General features: G+C 61.9%; 14 protein-coding genes. 4 read left to right on the forward strand and 10 right to left on the reverse strand.

Features of this window, described 5'->3' with window-relative positions:
* Nucleotides 1-106: 106 nt before the first annotated feature.
* The 3 genes from GIW79_RS26000 to GIW79_RS26010 are packed head-to-tail and all read right to left on the reverse strand — an operon-like array spanning nt 107 to nt 2,361.
* Nucleotides 107-517, reverse strand: a complete 411-nt coding sequence (locus GIW79_RS26000; RefSeq protein ID WP_054918606.1) for an SRPBCC family protein — start codon at nt 515-517, stop codon at nt 107-109.
* A 24-nt stretch (nt 518-541) separates the two neighbouring features.
* Nucleotides 542-1,339 carry an SDR family NAD(P)-dependent oxidoreductase gene (locus tag GIW79_RS26005; RefSeq protein ID WP_072447712.1) on the reverse strand — a complete coding sequence of 266 codons (798 nt, stop codon included), beginning with the start codon at nt 1,337-1,339 and terminating at the stop codon, nt 542-544.
* Nucleotides 1,340-1,350: 11 nt separating this feature from the next.
* Entirely contained in the window at nt 1,351-2,361 is a 1,011-nt protein-coding gene (locus GIW79_RS26010) for an aldo/keto reductase (protein ID WP_236453333.1), read from the reverse strand.
* A gap of 112 nt (nt 2,362-2,473) precedes the next feature.
* On the opposite strand from GIW79_RS26010, the gene GIW79_RS26015 reads away from it, so the two are divergent.
* Nucleotides 2,474-3,370, forward strand: a complete 897-nt coding sequence (locus GIW79_RS26015) for a LysR substrate-binding domain-containing protein (protein ID WP_072447707.1) — start codon at nt 2,474-2,476, stop codon at nt 3,368-3,370.
* 356 nt (nt 3,371-3,726) lie between these two features.
* Here the strand turns inward: GIW79_RS26015 and GIW79_RS26020 are convergent, their stop codons facing one another.
* From GIW79_RS26020 to GIW79_RS26030, 3 genes are read right to left on the reverse strand one after another with little or no spacing between them, the layout of a single operon-like run.
* Nucleotides 3,727-5,019: an NAD(P)/FAD-dependent oxidoreductase gene (locus GIW79_RS26020; protein WP_236453336.1), complete on the reverse strand. Its 1,293-nt coding sequence runs from the start codon at nt 5,017-5,019 to the stop codon at nt 3,727-3,729.
* The gene (locus GIW79_RS26025; protein WP_054896568.1) at nt 5,016-6,104 is read right to left on the reverse strand and encodes a polyamine ABC transporter substrate-binding protein; all 1,089 of its coding nucleotides are present in this window, start codon (nt 6,102-6,104) and stop codon (nt 5,016-5,018) included. The genes GIW79_RS26020 and GIW79_RS26025 overlap by 4 nt, the downstream gene beginning before the upstream one ends.
* A gap of 25 nt (nt 6,105-6,129) precedes the next feature.
* Nucleotides 6,130-7,488 (reverse strand): glutamine synthetase family protein, encoded by a 1,359-nt coding sequence (locus tag GIW79_RS26030; protein ID WP_236453338.1) that lies wholly within the window; start codon nt 7,486-7,488, stop codon nt 6,130-6,132.
* A gap of 137 nt (nt 7,489-7,625) precedes the next feature.
* Here GIW79_RS26030 and GIW79_RS26035 point away from each other — a divergent pair, with 137 nt between their 5' ends.
* A complete protein-coding gene (locus GIW79_RS26035) occupies nt 7,626-8,522 on the forward strand; it encodes a helix-turn-helix domain-containing protein (protein WP_057977162.1) in 897 nt (298 codons plus the stop codon).
* Between the two features lie 59 nt (nt 8,523-8,581).
* On the opposite strand, the gene GIW79_RS26040 is transcribed toward GIW79_RS26035, so the two are convergent.
* The 3 genes from GIW79_RS26040 to GIW79_RS26050 are packed head-to-tail and all read right to left on the reverse strand — an operon-like array spanning nt 8,582 to nt 11,716.
* A complete protein-coding gene (locus GIW79_RS26040) occupies nt 8,582-9,685 on the reverse strand; it encodes an acetoin dehydrogenase dihydrolipoyllysine-residue acetyltransferase subunit (RefSeq protein ID WP_072447702.1) in 1,104 nt (367 codons plus the stop codon).
* The gene (locus GIW79_RS26045) at nt 9,682-10,701 is read right to left on the reverse strand and encodes an alpha-ketoacid dehydrogenase subunit beta (RefSeq protein WP_054896571.1); all 1,020 of its coding nucleotides are present in this window, start codon (nt 10,699-10,701) and stop codon (nt 9,682-9,684) included. The genes GIW79_RS26040 and GIW79_RS26045 overlap by 4 nt, the downstream gene beginning before the upstream one ends.
* Nucleotides 10,702-10,738: 37 nt before the next feature.
* Nucleotides 10,739-11,716, reverse strand: a complete 978-nt coding sequence (locus GIW79_RS26050; RefSeq protein WP_054896572.1) for a thiamine pyrophosphate-dependent dehydrogenase E1 component subunit alpha — start codon at nt 11,714-11,716, stop codon at nt 10,739-10,741.
* Between the two features lie 307 nt (nt 11,717-12,023).
* On the opposite strand from GIW79_RS26050, the gene GIW79_RS26055 reads away from it, so the two are divergent.
* Entirely contained in the window at nt 12,024-13,886 is a 1,863-nt protein-coding gene (locus GIW79_RS26055; RefSeq protein WP_236453340.1) for a sigma-54-dependent Fis family transcriptional regulator, read from the forward strand.
* A 41-nt stretch (nt 13,887-13,927) separates the two neighbouring features.
* Here GIW79_RS26055 and GIW79_RS26060 read toward each other — a convergent pair whose 3' ends face one another.
* Complete coding sequence (locus GIW79_RS26060; protein ID WP_003190660.1) at nt 13,928-14,707, reverse strand: acetoin reductase; 780 nt, start codon at nt 14,705-14,707, stop codon at nt 13,928-13,930.
* 191 nt (nt 14,708-14,898) lie between these two features.
* On the opposite strand from GIW79_RS26060, the gene GIW79_RS26065 reads away from it, so the two are divergent.
* Complete coding sequence (locus tag GIW79_RS26065; protein WP_236453341.1) at nt 14,899-17,061, forward strand: TonB-dependent siderophore receptor; 2,163 nt, start codon at nt 14,899-14,901, stop codon at nt 17,059-17,061.
* Nucleotides 17,062-17,108: the final 47 nt, after the last annotated feature.

A 17,108-nucleotide genomic window follows, 5' to 3' on the forward strand; every position in this document is an offset into this window, starting at 1 on the left:
CCCCCCGGGGGGCGGGGGAGCTTGCCCCCGCGGGGGCGCGAACCGCCCCCGTTTTTTGTGGGACTGCTACGCAGTCCAGCGGGAGCAAGCTCCCTCGCCACAATCTTTAGAAGTTACCGCGCAGCGCCTCAAGCCCGCCTTCGTAAATACCGGCAAACAATTCCTCGACTTGCGCATCGGTGGTACCCGCTGCCGGCGTGAACACGCCGGACCAGGTCACTTTCGCCGAGGTGTCCGTCAACGCTTCCACCTGCAAGGTCGACAGGTAAGCACTCACCGGAAACGGCGACGCTTCAATGGTGTAGCTGTAGGTGCGCGCCACGTTGTCGAAAGTCTGCAAGCGCTCGACAATCGTGCCGCCGTCAGCGGCGGTCAGGTGACGCACACGACCACCCTCGCTCGGCTCGCTCTTGGCAATCAAAGGCAGCCAGTCGGGCAGGCTGTTGAAGCCGCCAATCAGTTGCCAGACCTGGTCGGCCGATACCGCAATTTCAATCACAGAAGAAGCTGTTGCCACAATCAATACTCCAGTCAGGAAAAATCAGATTGCCATGCTGTCGACAACGCCACCGTCGACCCGCAGCGCGGCACCGGTCGTCGCCGAAGACAGCGGTGAAGCAATGTACGCCACCAGGTTCGCCACTTCATCCACATTGGCCGCACGCTGGATGATCGAGGTGGGCCGCGCATGGCGCACAAACACATCTGCTTCGTCTCGGGCACTGCGCCCGGATTCGGCCGTGGCGTCCTTGAGCATGTGTTCCAGGCCATCGGTAAAGGTCGGCCCCGGCAAGATAGCATTCACCGTCACCCCAGTACCCGCCAGGCGCTTGGCCAGGCCGTGGGACACCGCCAGGTTGGCGCTTTTGGTCACTCCGTAGTTGATCATGTCAGCCGGCGTCGCCACGCCGGACTCCGACGACACGAAGATCACCCGACCCCAGCCCTGCTCGACCATACCCGGCACATAATGCCGCGCCAGGCGCACGCCGGAGATCACATTGACCTCATAGAAGCGCGCCCACTCACTGTCTGGCGCGTCGAAGAAATCCACCGCGTCGAAGATGCCCAGGTTGTTGACCAGAATGTCGGCGCGGGGTTCGGCGGCGAAGAGTTTCTGTGCGCCTTCAACGGTCCCGAGGTCGGCCACTAAACCACGCAGTTGAGCAGCGGGAACCGCCTGGCGAATGCTCGCCAAGGCGTCGTCCACCTTGCCTGTATCACGCCCGATCACCACCACCGTGGCGCCGGATTGCGCCAGGGCCTGGCTGATGCCCAGGCCGATACCGGCGGTGCTGCCGCTGACAATAGCCACTTTGCCGCTTACATCAATCTTCATGCTCAAGCTCCTTAACGTGAGAGAGGCAAAGGTGCACGGTCCGAGATCAAGCGGGCCTCGCGCAACGCTTGCCAGAAGGCTGCTGGAATCTGCTCAGACAACGCCGCGACGTCTTCGGCAATCCGCCCCGGACGACTGGCACCGGGAATCACCGCCGCCACCGCCGGATGCGCCAGTGAGAACTGTAGCGCAGCGGCCTTGATACTGACGCCAAACGTCTGGGCAATTGCCTTGATCTGCTCGACCTTGGCAATAATCGCCGGGCTGGCTTGCTGGTATTCAAAATGCGCACCGCCAGCGAGGATGCCGGAGCTGTACGGGCCACCGACGACGATCTCCACCTGCTGGGCGTGGGCCGCGTCCATCAGGCGCTGCAAGGCGCGGTCGTGGTCCAGCAGCGTATAGCGCCCCGCCAGCAGAAAACCATCAGGCTGGGCCTCGGTCAGGTCCAGGGTCAATTCGCAGGGCTCGACACGATTGACGCCCAGCCCCCACGCCTTGATCACACCTTGCTCGCGCAAACGGGTGAGTACTTTGAAGGCGCCAGTGCGGGCCTGGTTGAAGTATTCCAGCCATTGGTCGCCGTAAAAATCCTGGGCGATGTCGTGAACCCATACGATGTCCAGGCGATCGGTTTGCAGGCGTGTCAGGCTGTCTTCAATGGAGCGCAGCGTGGCGTCGGCACTGTAGTCATTGAGTATTTTATTCGGGCGGCCGTGTTCGAATACGCCGCTTTTTTCCCCAAGGTCACGGGCGGTTTCTTCGACTTCATCGAGAATCACCCGGCCGACCTTGGTGCTGAGCACGTAGTCATCGCGGTGATAGTTGGACAGGGCCTGGCCCAAGCGGATTTCCGACAGGCCCGCGCCGTAGAACGGCGCGGTATCGAAGTAACGCACGCCCTGGCTCCAGGCGGCCTCGACGGTGGCCTGGGCTTCTTCTTCGGGGATAGCGCGAAACATATTGCCCAAGGGGGCGGTGCCAAAGCCCAGTACGCCGGGCAGTGTGTCTTTCAAGCTCATGGTGGTTCCTCAATCGGTGCGAGGTCGCTGTGACCGTTGAGCAGATGCTAGATTGCACTGATCAGACCGTCCAAGACATACTGCGACCAACTTGTGTCCTTGCAGGTCTTACATGATTGATCTACGCCAGTTGCGCTACTTCGAAGTGGTAGCCGAAGAAGAACACGTCGGCCGCGCCGCCGAGCGCTTGCACATTTCCCAATCGCCCCTGAGTCGGCAGATCGCCCAGCTCGAGGAACGCCTGGGCCTGACCCTGTTCGAGCGCAGCCAGCAGCGCATCCGCCTGACCCGCGACGGCCAGACGTTCCTGGCCGAAACCAAGGCCCTGCTGACCCACGCCAACCGCCTGGAGTCCCTGGGCAAGCGCCTGGGCCGCGGCGAAGAAGGCGGTTTGTGCATCGGTTATATCGAAAACGCCATGCACGCCGGTGTCCTGCCCAATGCCTTGCGCATACTGCGCGACGATAGGCCCGCCGTGCATATCAAGCTGTATAACCTGCCCTCCCTGGAACAACTCGAAGGTTTGCGCCAACGCAGCCTGGACATCGCCCTGGTGGGCGAACCACCTGCCGCCGACGACCCGGACCTGACCGCCTGGCAAGTCCTCGATGACCCGATGCTGCTGGCCCTGCCCGAACAGCATCCGCTGGTTCAACAACATGAACTGTTACCCGAGCACCTGGCCGACCAACAATGGATCGGCGTGCAGCGCAAACCTGGCGCCAACCCGGCCGATGATTTCGTCGCCGCCTGTATCCGTGCCGGTTTCACCCCGCAGATTCCTATGGAAGCCAGCGAGCCCTTTACTGCATTGGGCCTGGTCGCGTCGGGGCTAGGGGTGGCGATGGTGCAAAAGGGCCTGAGCCGCAACGCTCCACCGGGCGTGGTATTGCGCGAACTGCCGTGGCTGGCCTACACCACACCGCTGTGGGCGGCCTGGCACCGCGTCAACTTGAGGCCGTTGGTGGAAACCTTTCGCAAAGTGCTGACCGAACCTGAGGCTATCTGACTGACGCCCCACAGGGTGTCTATGCCGGGTGATGATTTTGTGGGCAACGCAGAACCAGTGTGGGAGCTGGCGGTGGTTCAGCTAACAACCGCCTTCGAGCAAGCGCTAATGGCTTTTTGTAGGAGCGAGCTTGCTCGCGAAGAACTCACAGGCGCCGCGTTTATTCTGGATGCGCACGTTATCGTTGACGTTTTTCGCGAGCAAGCTCGCTCCTACAGGGGATTGGTGCCGGGCGCTGATTCCGTGGGCAATGCATGGCCAATGTGTGCGGGCTTGCCTGCGATAGCGGTGGTTCAGTTGAAGGTTCAGTGACTGACACACCGCCTTCGCGAGCAAGCCCGCTCCCACATTGGATCTCAGAGTGCTTCGCGCAACCGATACCACAACATCCCCAACGCCAGCAGCGGCGAGCGCAGCGCCTTGCCACCGGGAAAGGTCATGTGCGGCACCTGGCTGAAAATATCCAGGCCCTGGCTTTCACCCGCGTGTATCCCTTCGGCCAGCAACCGTGCGCACCAGTGCGTCACGTTCAAGCCGTGACCGGAATAGCCTTGGGCATAGAACACGTTGGGGTACTGCTTGAGGCGCCCGACCTGGGGAAAACGGTTGGCGGTGATGCCAATCTTGCCGCCCCACTGGAATTCGATAGCCGTGTTGGCCAACTGCGGGAACACCTTGAGCATTTTCGGGCGCATGTACGCGGCGATGTCCTGGGGGTCGCGCCCCGAGTAGTGGCAGGCGCCACCGAACAACAGACGCCGGTCGGCGGTCAGCCGGTAGTAATCCAGGCCGACTTTCTGGTCGCACAGCGCCAGGTTCTGTGGGATCAACTGCTGGGCCACGGGCTCAGGCAGAGGCTCGGTGGCGATGATGTAGCTGCCCGCCGGCAGTACCTTGCCGCTCAAGCGCGGCTCCAGCTCTTCAAGATGGGCATTGCATGCCAGCACCAGGTTGGCTGCGCGCACGCTGCCGCCTGTGCAGCGCACCCGCACCGTTTCGCCATGGATCAGTTCCAGCACCGGGCTGTGCTCAAAGATACGCACCCCGAGGGCCTCGGCCGCCTGCGCTTCACCCAATATCAGGTTGAGCGGGTGCAGATGCCCGGAACCCATGTCGACCAGGCCGCCGGCATACATAGCAGAGCCCACCACCTGTGCCATGTCTTGTGGGCCGACCAGCCGCGTTTCATGGGCATACCCCACGGCCGCCAGGTGCGCCTGTTCGCCCTTGAACGCCGCGAACTGCGCCGAAGTATTGGCGAGTTCGCAAAAGCCCCAGCGCAGGTCACAGTCGATGCCGTGCTCGGCAATGCGCTGGCCCACCAGGGCGACCGAGTCGATACCGGCCCGCTCCATATAGCGCACGCCCTCCTCGCCCACGTATTTGGCAAACCCGGAGACATCATGGCCAATGCCACGGATCAATTGCCCACCGTTGCGCCCGCTGGCGCCCCAACCGATGCAGCGCGCTTCCAGCAGCACCACCGAAAGCCCGCGCTGGGCCAGTTCAATGGCGGTGTTGACCCCGGTGAAACCGCCGCCGATCACACACACATCGGCGCTCAGGTCTGCCTCAAGTGCGGGCCGCTGCACCATGGCATTCGCCGAAGCGCGGTAATAGGACGGGGCATGTTCATTGGACTGCATCATCGGTTGGACTTCACTTTGCTCCAGGCGCGGGTCATCACGCGCATGGTCGCCGGCGTAGGCGTGGTGGAGATATAGAGTTTGTCGAGTACGTCCTGGGGCGGGTACACCTCAGGATTGTTCACCAGCTCCGCAGGCATGAACGGCTTGGCGGCCGGGTTGGCGTTGGCATAGCCCACCGAGGTGCTGACCTTGGCAATCACCTCAGGCTCAAGCAGGTCGTTGATGAACGCATGGGCTTCTTTAGGGTTGCTCGCATCGGCCGGAATCGCCAACAGGTCGAACCACAGGTTAGAGCCTTCCTTGGGGATCGAGTACGCAATGTTCACCCCGTTCTTGGCTTCCTTGGCGCGGTTGGCGGCCTGGAACACATCGCCGGAATAACCGAAGGCCACGCAGATATTGCCGTTGGCCAGGTCCGAGATGTACTTGGAAGAGTGGAAATAAGTGATGTACGGCCGCAGCGTCAGCAGCTTGGCTTCGGCCTGCTTGTAGTCCTCGGCATTCTCGCTGCGTGGGTCCTTGCCCATGTAGTTGAGGATCGCCGGGAACAGCTCATCCGCTGAATCGAGGAAGGCCACGCCGCACTCATGCAGCTTCTTGATATTTTCCGGTTCAAACAGCACGGCCCACGAATCGATGCGGTCGATGCCCAGCACTTGCTTGACCTTGTCGACGTTGTAGCCAATGCCATTGGTGCCCCACAGGTACGGCACCGAGTGCGCATTACCGGGGTCGTTCTGTTCCAGTAACTTCAGCAGCTTGGGGTCCAGGTTCTTGAAGTTGGGCAACTGCGCGCGGTCAAGCTTGAGGAACGCGCCGGCCTTCACCTGGCGCGCCAGGAAGTGGTTGGACGGCACCACCACGTCATACCCGGTGCGCCCGGCCAGCAACTTGCCCTCCAGGGTTTCGTTGGAGTCGAACACATCGTAGATCACCTTGATGCCGGTCTTGGCCTGGAAATCCGCCAAGGTGGTCTCGCCAATGTAATCGGTCCAGTTGTAGACACTCACCGTCGGCGCCGCCTGGCCGGCACTGCTGAACGCCGCGACCAGGGCCAGTGGAAGAAGCTTGTTCACAAGACGCATATCGTCACCCCTCTTATGCTTGTTTTCAGACGCTCAACAGCAGGAACTCACGCTCCCAGGAACTGATCACCCGCTTGAAATTCTCATGCTCGGCACGCTTGACCGCGACATAGCCGCGCACGAACTTCTCCCCCAGGTACTGCTTGACCGTGTCGCAATCCTCCATGCGCGCCAGCGCATCTTCGAGGGTGAACGGCAGGCGCAGGTTGCGGCGTTCATAGGCGCGGCCTTCCACTGGGGCACTGGGTTCGATGTGCTCGATCATGCCCAGGTAGCCACACAACAAGCTGGCAGCAATCGCCAGGTAAGGATTGGCATCGGCGCCCGGCAGGCGGTTTTCCACGCGCATCGCCTCCGGGCTGGAAGTGGGCACGCGCAAGCCGACGGTGCGGTTCTCTTCGCCCCATTCGACGTTGACCGGCGCCGAGGTATCGGGCAGGAAGCGGCGGAACGAGTTCACATTGGGCGCGAACATCGGCAACAGCTTGGGGATGTACTTCTGCAAGCCGCCGATGTGATGCAGGAACAACGGGCTCATGTTGCCGTCGGCATCGACGAACACCGGTTTGCCGGTGGCAATCTCCACCACGCTCTGGTGCAAATGCATGGCGCTGCCCGGTTCGTCGGCCACTGGCTTGGCCATGAAGGTGGCGGCCACGTTGTGCTTGAGGGCGGCCTCGCGCAAGGTGCGCTTGAACACCGTGATCTGGTCGGCCAGGTTCAGGGCGTCGCCATGACGGAAGTTGATTTCCATCTGCGCGGGGCCGTCTTCGTGGATCAGCGTATCCAGGTCCAGGCCCTGGGCTTCGCACCAGTCATAGACATCTTCGAACAGCGGGTCGAATTCGTTGGCGGCATCAATGGAAAACGACTGGCGCCCGGTTTCGGCGCGGCCCGAGCGGCCGATGGGAGTTTTCAACGGAAGGTCCGGATCTTCGCAGCGCTGGGTCAGGTAGAACTCCATTTCCGGCGCGACAATCGGCTGCCAGCCTTGGTCGGTGTAGAGCTGCAGGACTTTCTTCAACACATTGCGAGGCGACAGTTCGATGGGGTTGCCCTGCTTGTCGAAGGTGTCGTGGATCACGATGGCGGTGGGCTCGATGGCCCACGGCACTACGTAAGTGGCGTTGGCGACCGGGCGGCAAATCATGTCGATATCGGCCGGGTCCAGCAGGTCGTAATAGATATCGTCGTCGACAAAGTCCCCGGTTACCGTTTGCAGCAACACACTTTCCGGCAGGCGCATGCCTCGCTCATGCAGGAACTTGTTGGTGGGTGCAATCTTGCCGCGTGCGATGCCAGTCAAGTCACTGATCACGCATTCGACTTCGGTAATCTTGTGTTCTTTCAGCCACGTGGACAGCTGATCGAAGGGGGCGTTCATAAGGACCTCGTCTTGGGTGGGATGCGACGCCGGCTTGTACTCCCAGCGCATTGAGGTCTATCTTGGCCCAGCCTTGAAACGGCATCTATCCACTTTGCACGCGGCACAACGCACCAATAGAGTGCGCACGGATCACCATGACACAGGCAACCGCTTTGCGCGTACAGGCCTTCGCCACCGGCGATGTGGCCGCCCAATGCAGTGCGACACCCGGCTGGGTGCAGCAGTACCAGCAGATGTCCCCCGGGCATTTTGCCGGGCGGGTGCGCTACCTCGACCTGCACGGGGTGCAGGTGTACGAAGAGTGCATGAACACCCGGGTGGAGCAGCATTTCAACGCACCTGCCGGCGCCCTGGCGTTTTGTTTCGACGCCAGTGACAACGCGCTGTACCTGCTCAATGGCGAAAGCCGCAACACCTGGATCACCCCGGTAAACTACCGCGAAGTGGCAGTGGTGTTCGGCCCGCAGTTCGTCCAGCGCCAGGGCCTGGATATAGCCAAACTCGAAGGTTTGTTCATGGCACCGCTGACCTGTCGGCAAAATGCGCTGTTCACTCGCTGGCTGAGCGGCACCCTTACGCGCCTGTCGGCACTGACCGACCCCATCAGCCGCGATGCCCTCACCCAGCAACTGCTCGACGACTGCCTGTTTATCCTCGATAACGCCTGCGTGTGCCTGGACGGCAGTTCATTGCAAAAGCGCAATGAAGAACGCCAATTGATGGCGCGCATCGGCGAATGGGCGGCGGATGCACCGGATGAAACCGCCAACCTGTTGGAACTGGCGCAGATTGCGGGTGTGCCGTTGCGCCAATTGCAGCAAGGGTTCAAGACCTACACGGGGATGAGCCCGGCGCAGTGGTTAAGGTTGCGTCGGTTGAACGGGGCGCGGCGTGAGTTGCTGAGCACGACCGACACCACGGTCGCCGAGGTCGCGATGAATTGGTCGTTCTGGCATTTGGGGCGGTTTTCAAACAGCTACCGGGCGCTTTTTCAGGAGCTGCCCAGCGAAACCCTGAAACGCTCCAGCTGAAAAAACACGCTTGACCTTGTGGGAGGGACAGGCCAAACCGTCCCTCCCTTAAACCTCAATCAGGGCTGCGCGTTCAAAAAAGTGGAGATCAGTTGATTGACCTGCTCCGCCGCCTCCAGCTGCACCATATGCCCCTGCCCCGGCAATACATGCACCTGAGCCTGCAGCCCTTGGGCGTGACTTGCCGGGATGATCGCGTCGTCACTGCCCCAGATCACCAGGCTCGGCTGGCGGCCCACCTCGCTGCGAAGATCCAGCATCTGCCGCCCGCCATCGAACAGCCTGTGATCGAGCTGGCGCAACGCTTGATCCACCCCTTCCAGGCGCTTGAATTTGAGCATGTCCTCCAGCATCTGCCGCGTCACCAGCGCAGGGTTACTGAACAGTTGAGTCAATGGCGGCTTGAGCGCGTTACGGTTGTTGGCTTCGACAAAACCTCGCAGGTAATCGCCGTTGATATCGGCACCCAGACCGGCGCTGGCGATCAAGGTGATGGAGGCGATACGTGCAGGCGCCAGGCTGGCGACGGTGAGGGTCACCAGCCCACCCATGGAGTGGCCGGCCAAATGCACACGGTCGAGCGTCAGGTGGTCGAGCAATGCCAGTACGGCGTGACTGAGTTCGGCAGCGTCTCCCGTTTGCAGAGACTTGCCCGACTCCCCGTGCCCCGGCAGGTCCAGGGCAATCACCCGGCGTTCGGCGGCCAGGGCCGGTTGATTGAACAGCCAGTTGTTCAGATCGCCCCCGAAGCCGTGCACCAACACCAGCGGCGTGCCGCCCTCGCCCATGTCCAGATAACGCAGCAAGCGCCCGCCTACCTCGACTTTTTGTGCGCTGGGGCCGGCCTCTTCGGCTTCGGCGGCACTGGAGACGAACCCGGCGTTGAAGCTTTCGATCACGCTATCGATCTGAGCCTCTGTCGCCTCGCCCTCCACCACAATTCCCAGTAGAGCGCCCACCGGCAGGGTTTCATCACTGAGCGCCAGTACCCGACGCAGCACGCCGCTAAAAGGCGCCTCGACACTGCTGGAGATCTTGTCGGTCTCCACGTCCAGCACTTCCTCGCCCTTTTCCACTCGGTCGCCGGGTTGTTTGAGCCAGACATCGATGCGACCCTCGGTCATCGACAGGCCCCATTTGGGCATGGTCAGGGTATGAATCATGCGGAAGTCCTCTTGTCGGCGATCTTCATCACGGCGGCCTCGATCTTCGCGGCGTTGGGGATGTACAGGTCTTCCAGAGCATCGGAAAACGGCACCGGGGTGTGCGGCGCGGTGACCATCTCGATGGGAGCGCGCAGGAAAGCGAACCCCCGCTGGGCCACCAGGGCACTGATGTCGGTGGCGACCGAGCAGCGCGGGTTGGATTCGTCGATCACCACCAGGCGCCCGGTTTTCTCGACGCTTTCAAGGATGCTGTCTTCATCCAGCGGGCTGGTGGTGCGCAGGTCCAGCACTTCACAATCAATGCCTTGACGCGCCAGGTTGGCCGCAGCCTCCAGGGCGATATGCAGCATGCGGCCGTAGGTCACCAGCGTCACATCCTTGCCCTCACGCACAAAGTTGGCTTCGCCAAACGGGACCGTGTACAGCTCTTGCGGTACGTCGCCCTGCATGCCGTAGAGCATTTTGTGCTCCAGGAAAATCACCGGGTCATTGTCGCGGATTGCCTGGATCAACATGCCCTTGGCGTCGTAGGGCGTGGCCGGGCATACCACCTTGAGGCCGGGGATATGCGTCCACATGGAGGTGAGCATTTGCGAATGCTGGGCAGCCGCCCGCAAACCGGCGCCGTACATGGCACGGATCACCAGCGGTGTAGTGGTTTTGCCACCGAACATATAGCGGAACTTGGCAGCCTGGTTGAGCAACTGGTCCAGGCAGCAGCCGATGAAGTCGACGAACATCAATTCGCACACTGGGCGCATGCCACGGGTAGCGGCGCCCACCGCCATGCCCACGTAGCCGACCTCAGACAACGGTGCGTCCAGCACGCGCCCGGGAAATTGCGGGTGCAAGCCCTTGGTCACGCCGAGCACGCCGCCCCATGCGTCCTGCTCACCGGGGGAACCGGTGCCACCGGCCACATCCTGACCGATGATGAATACGCTCTGGTCACGGCCCATCTCTTGAGCCAAGGCCTCATTGATCGCCTGCTGATAGCTGATTTTACGAGCCATTAGATTCTCTCCACGTCTTGTTTTTATAGGGTTGGTATCAGCGGTAGGCCACGTAAACGTCGCTTAGCAGGTCGGCGGCCTGGGGCTTGGGATCGGTTTTGGCCAGGCGTACGGCGTCTTCGATCAATTGCGCCACTTCACCGTCGATGCGCTCGAACTGCGCTGCATCCAGCCAGCCTTCGGCATGGCAGCGCTGACGGAACAAGGCCAGGCAATCGGCGTTTTCACGCAGGTTTTTCACTTCGTCAGCGCCGCGATAGGTTTGCGCATCGCCCTCGAAGTGCCCATAGAAACGGCTGAGCTTGACCTCGACCAGCGTTGGCCCGTCGCCTTGGCGCGCCCGCTCCACAGCAACGCCGAGCGCTTCATGCACCGCGAAAAAATCATTGCCGTCGACGATCACCCCCGGCATACCAAACCCGGCGGCGCGCTCGGCGATGTCTTTGCAGGCCACCGACCAACCGGCGCCAGTGGCCTCGGCATAACCGTTGTTTTCGGCGACAAACAGACACGGCAGCTGCATGATCGACGCCAGGTTCATCGCTTCGAACACGGCACCTTCGTTGGAGCCACCGTCGCCAAAAAATGCCACTGCCACGCCCTGGCACCCCTTGAGCTTGGCAGCCAGCGCCGCCCCCGCGGCCAACGGTGCGCCGGCACCGACAATGCCGTTGGCGCCGAGCATGCCTTTCTCTTGGTCGGCGATGTGCATGGAGCCGCCCTTGCCGCCGCACACGCCGGTTTTCTTGCCATAGATTTCGGCCATCATGCCGAACACGTCGACGCCCTTGGCGATGCAGTGTCCGTGGCCGCGGTGGTTGGACGCGATGCAATCATCGTCATTGAGGTGCGCCATGACGCCAGCGGCGCAGGCTTCCTGACCGGCATACAGGTGAACGAAACCGGGGATCTCGCCGGTGGCGAACTCCACATGCAGGCGTTCTTCGAAATCGCGGATGGTGCGCATCACGGTGTAGGCATGCAGTAACTGATCGGTGCACAGGTGGGTGGACATCTTGTTGTTCTCCAGGTTGTCTCGACGCACAAAAAACTGGCTGCGGCCAGTGCCAAGCTGTTCAGCACAGCTTGTGCCAACCGTCGAGAAAACCTGGCAAAGCCTTGATCCAGAGCCGTGCCACACAGCGATGCCCAGGCAAGTGGTCGACTAAATGTGAGACGCAACCACGCAGTTCGACCCTTGAGTCTCAGCGGCATGAGACGCAGCGTCTCAATGCAGGCGTTGGTCAGGGTGCCCTTGTCCGTCGGCGCACATGCGCGCTTAATGACGCGCATAACAACAAAGCTTGAGAACCGGAGGCTTTATGCTCGCCATGAACTCCAGGGAGCATGTCGACTGTGTCAGTCGCGTGGTCCGCAATGCCGAGCGCCTGCCCCAGGCGCCCGTGCCGTCGCTGATCTTCGATTCGTGGCGGCGGTCCATGGAGCAACACCGCCTGGACCCCGGCTCCCTGCAAGGTCCACGTATCCTCAGCGAACCCTTGCTCAAGGAATGCCGCGAGCGCGCCGAGCTGTTCATGCGCATCGCCGGCGAAGAAGTCGCACAGTTGCACCATCGCGTGCGCCATGCCGACTACTGCGTGATGCTCACCGACGCCCAGGGCCAGACCATCGATCACCGTGTCGATGCGAGCATTCGCACCGACTGCCGCAAGGCCGGCCTTTACCTGGGCACCTGCTGGTCGGAAGCCGAGGAAGGCACCTGCGGCGTGGCCACGGTGCTGACCAGTAAAACAGCGGTGACGGTGCACAAGCGTGATCACTTTCGCGCAGCGTTTATCGGCCTGACGTGTTCGGCTGCGCCCATCTTCGACCCGCAGGGCCACCTGTTGGGTGTGCTGGATGTCTCGGCGCTCAAGTCGCCGGATGACCGCGGCAGCCAGCACCTGATACGGCAGATGGTGGCGCAGAGCGCCCAGGCCATCGAAAACGCTTTTTTCATGCACAGCGCCCGGCAGCACTGGGTATTACAAGCCCATAGCACTCCAGGCTTTGTCGACAGCCAACCCGACCTGCTGCTGGCCTGGGACCAGGACGGACGTCTGCACGCCTTGAACAGCAAGGCGCGTCAAGCCCTGCGCTTGCGCTTTGGCCAGCTGCCTGAGCATATCGGCGAAGTGTTCGATGTGGATGCATTGCGTGCAGCCACTGATCAGTCAACCCGGCAGTTGCACTGGCTGGGCAAGCCCGACGCGGTACACGTGAGGGTCAATGCACCCCGACGCCCCTCGGTTCGGGCGCTGCCAGAGACTCAAGTCGACCCGCGGATCCAGGAGCACCTGCGCTTGGCTGCGCGGGTCAAGGACCGCAACCTGCCCGTGCTGGTGCAAGGTGAAACCGGCGTCGGCAAAGAAGTCTTCGCCCGCCAGTTGCATGAGCACAGCACGCGCCGGGACGGGCCGTTTGTGGCGGTGAACTGCGCGGCGATTCCCGAAAGCCTGATTGAAAGCGAGCTGTTCGGCTATTCGCCCGGCGCCTTCACCGGAGCGTCCAGCAAAGGCATGAGCGGGCTGCTACTGAAAGCCGACGGCGGTACGTTGTTCCTCGACGAAATCGGCGATATGCCGCTGGCGTTGCAGACACGGTTGCTGCGGGTGCTGGCCGAGGGTGAAGTCGCGCCGTTGGGCGCAGCGAAAACCCGCGTGGTGAACATTCAGGTGATCTGCGCCAGCCACCGCGATTTGGCGGCGCTGGTCAGCGCGGGCCGATTCCGTGAAGACCTGTACTTTCGCCTGGGTTGTGCGCGTTTCTGCCTGCCACCGTTGCGCGAACGCACCGATAAGGTGGCCCTGATCAATCGGCTGTTGGAGCAAGAGGCGCGTAACAGTGGCGTGTCGTTGGGCATCGGCCAGGCCGCACTGCAATTGCTGCTGGGTTATGCGTGGCCGGGCAATGTGCGGCAACTGCGGCATGTGCTGGCGTACGCCTGTGCGGTGTGCGAAGGCACTACGCTGCAAGTGGGGGATTTGCCGATTGATATCCGGGGCGAGCAGCCTCAAGGGCTGGCCGAACAGAGCGCCAGCCCCGAGCGTCAAATGGTTCTGGATGCGTTGATTCGCCATCGCTGGAAACCCTCGCCTGCGGCACAGGCCCTGGGGATTTCAAGGGCAACCCTGTACCGACGCGTGAACCAACTGGGTATTGATATGCCCGGCAAAACCCACTGATACAAGGGATCGACTCCCACGCAGGCGAGTCGACCACGCTGTCAGCGGTAGACCAGGCCACCGTCGATCAACGGCGCCTGCCCGGTCATATAGTCTGCGTCCGGGCCTGCCAGAAATGCCACAAACCCCGCCACATCCTCCGGCGTTTGCGCACGGCCCAAGGCAATCCCATCCACGTACTGCTTGTAGGTTGCCCCCACCTGCGCCCCGGTAATCTCGGCCATGCGCTTGTCGATCTCAACCCACATATCGGTGCCCACCACACCGGGGCAATAGGCGTTTACCGTGATCCCCGCGCTCGCCAGTTCCTTGGCCGCCGCCTGGGTCAAGGCGCGCACCGCGAATTTGCTCGCCGAGTAGACCCCTAACAGCGCAAAGCCTTCATGCCCTGCGATTGAACAAGCATTGATGATTTTGCCCTTGTGCTTGAGTGCCTTGAATTTGTTGGCGGCCGCCTGGATCCCCCACAGCACGCCCTTGACGTTGATATCCAGGGTGCGCTCGACCTGCTGCGGGCTGACATCGAGCAATGAGTCGATCTGCGCCACTCCGGCGTTATTGACGATGATGTCGAATCCGCCCAGCGTCTGGTGGGCATGCTCTACCGCAGCCGTCACCTGTTCGCGTCTGGATACATCAGCGATGAACACAGAGGCTTTGCGGCCGGTGGCGACGATTTCGGCGGCCACGGCGTTGAGCTTGGCGCCGTCAATGTCCACCAACGCGACATCGGCGCCGTCCTGTGCAAGGCGCATGGCAATAGCCCGGCCTATGCCCTGCCCGGCGCCGGTGACCAGCGCGACTTTACCTGCGATACCCATGACAATCTCCTGAAACGATGAGGGGAGCCTTGTCTATCGCAAGCCGGCGCCTGGCTGTCGAGCCGCAACAGGATCGGCATCGGAGCTGAGACGGGTTGTCTAGCCGTGCGAACCTTGCGCGAAAGCTTGTAAAAGGCCGCGCTTATGCCTAGCTTAGGCGCCCCCCGCCCAGCGCTTTAAGGCCTTTACCCATGGTTTTGCGTTTTCGCCCCGTCGTCACTTCACGTTTCGCCCTCGGCCTGTTGCTCAGTGGCGGCATCGGCAGCAGCCTGGCCGCCGAGATCGAGTTGCCGACGGTAAAGGTCCAGGGCCAGGATGAGTCGGGCTACCGCAGTGAAACCGCGTCGGTGGGCGGCTTTGATGAAGCGCCGCTGTTGGACACCCCCGCCTCGATCACCGTGATCAACGCCGCGCTGATCAAGGACCAGCAGGCACGCTTGCTCAGTGAAGTGCTGCGCAACGATGCCTCGGTGGGCGACAGTTACGCGCCCATCGGTTATTACGAGAATTTCGTGGTGCGTGGCTTTTCGCTGAACGCGGCCAGCAGCTACAAGATCAATGGGCGCACCATCACCGGCGAGCAGAACGTCGCGCTGGAAAACAAGCAGCAGGTGGAAGTGCTCAAGGGCCTGGCCGGTTTGCAGAGCGGTATTTCCGAGCCCAGCGGGGTGATCAATTACGTGACCAAACGCCCCCAGGATGTGCGCTCGGTGACGGTGTCCACCGATGATCGTGGCAGTGGTTACATCGCCACCGATGTCGGCGGCTGGTTTGGCAGCGAGCAGCAGTTCGGCCTGCGCGCCAACGTCGCCCATGAAGACCTCAATGCCTATGTGGAACACGCCAACGGCCAGCGCGATTTCGTGTCCCTGGCCTTTGACTGGAACATCAGCCCCGACGCCGTGCTGCAACTGGACGCCGAATACCAGAACAAGCAACAGCGTTCGGTACCGGGGTATCAACTGCTGGGCGGCACCGAAGTGCCCCACGGTGCTTCACCGAAGAAGCTGTTGGGGCACCAGACGGGCGGCAAGCAGGTCGGGATTGATTCGCTGAACCTCAACGGCAAGTTCGAGTACCGTTTCAGCGATCAATGGAAAGGCAGTGTCAGCGCGGCGCGTAGCAAGGTTGTGATTGATGACTACAGCTCGTTTGCCTGGGGTTGCTATGGTTCAGCCAGTTGCAGTTCCGTAAGCGTGCCGAACTACTTCAGCCCCGAAGGCAACTACGACGTCTACGACTACCGCAGCCCGGATGACACTCGCCGCGACGATGAAATCCAGGCGGCCATGACCGGCCTCTTCGACACCGCCGGCATCGGCCATGAACTGACCTTTGGCAGCAGCGCGTTTCGCCGAGTGATCGACAAACGCAAGTCGGTCAATGAATTCATCGGCACCGCCAATATCAACGAAGAGGTGCCGAGCTTTCCCCCGACCGACAAGCCGTTGAACGACAGCCACCGCAACCTCGACAGCCGCCAGTACGGGCTGTTCGTCACCGACCGCATCCGCTTCAACGAGCACTGGCAAACCATCCTCGGCGGCCGTGAAGTGCGCCTGGACGAAAAAGCCTTCGACAGCGTCACCGGCAACCAGACGCGCCACACCCAACAGTACGTGTTCCTGCCCCAGGCCTCGTTGATCTACAAGCCAGTGGACAACGTTTCGCTGTACACCAGCTACAGCAAGGGCCTGTCCCTGGGCGGCACCGCGCCGTGGTTTGCAAACAATGCCGATGAAACACTCGCCCCCACCGTCTCGCGCCAGATCGAAGCCGGGGTGAAATACGACTGGCGCCGTATCAGCTTCGCCGCCGCTGTATTCCAGACGCGCCAGGCTTTCCAGTACGCCAAGCCCGAAGGCGACACGTTCAACTACGTGCAGCGGGGCCAGCAAAAAAACACCGGCATTGAACTGTCCGCCAACGGCTGGGCCACCGACCGTCTGCAGATCACCACCAGCGTGGCCGCGATCCGAGCGCGGGTGAGCGGCAGCGGCACGCCGGAATACGAAGGCCACCAGGCGATCAACGTGCCCAAGCTGCGCGCCAGCGTGTACGCCGACTACGCCCTGCCCTGGGTCAACGGCCTGGCGGTATTGGGCGGCGTGCAATACAGCGCCAAGAAGTCTGCCAATCGCACCGGCAACGTGGAAGTGGGCGACTACGCGGTGGTCAACGTCGGCAGCCGCTACACCACCAAGGTCGATGGCTACGAGACCGTGTTTCGCCTGAGCGTCGATAACCTGTTCGACAAGCGCTACTGGCGCGACGCGGGCGAGTATATGGGCGATGACTACCTGTTCCAGGGCGCACCGCTGACGGCGCGCCTGAGTGCTTCAGTAAACTTCTGAACCCCCGACTCTGTGGCGAGGGAGCTTGCTCCCGCTGGGGTGCGTAG

The organism is Pseudomonas sp. PA-7-1E, from assembly GCF_021605325.1.
GTDB classification, from domain to species: Bacteria; Pseudomonadota; Gammaproteobacteria; order Pseudomonadales; family Pseudomonadaceae; genus Aquipseudomonas; species Aquipseudomonas fluorescens_BV.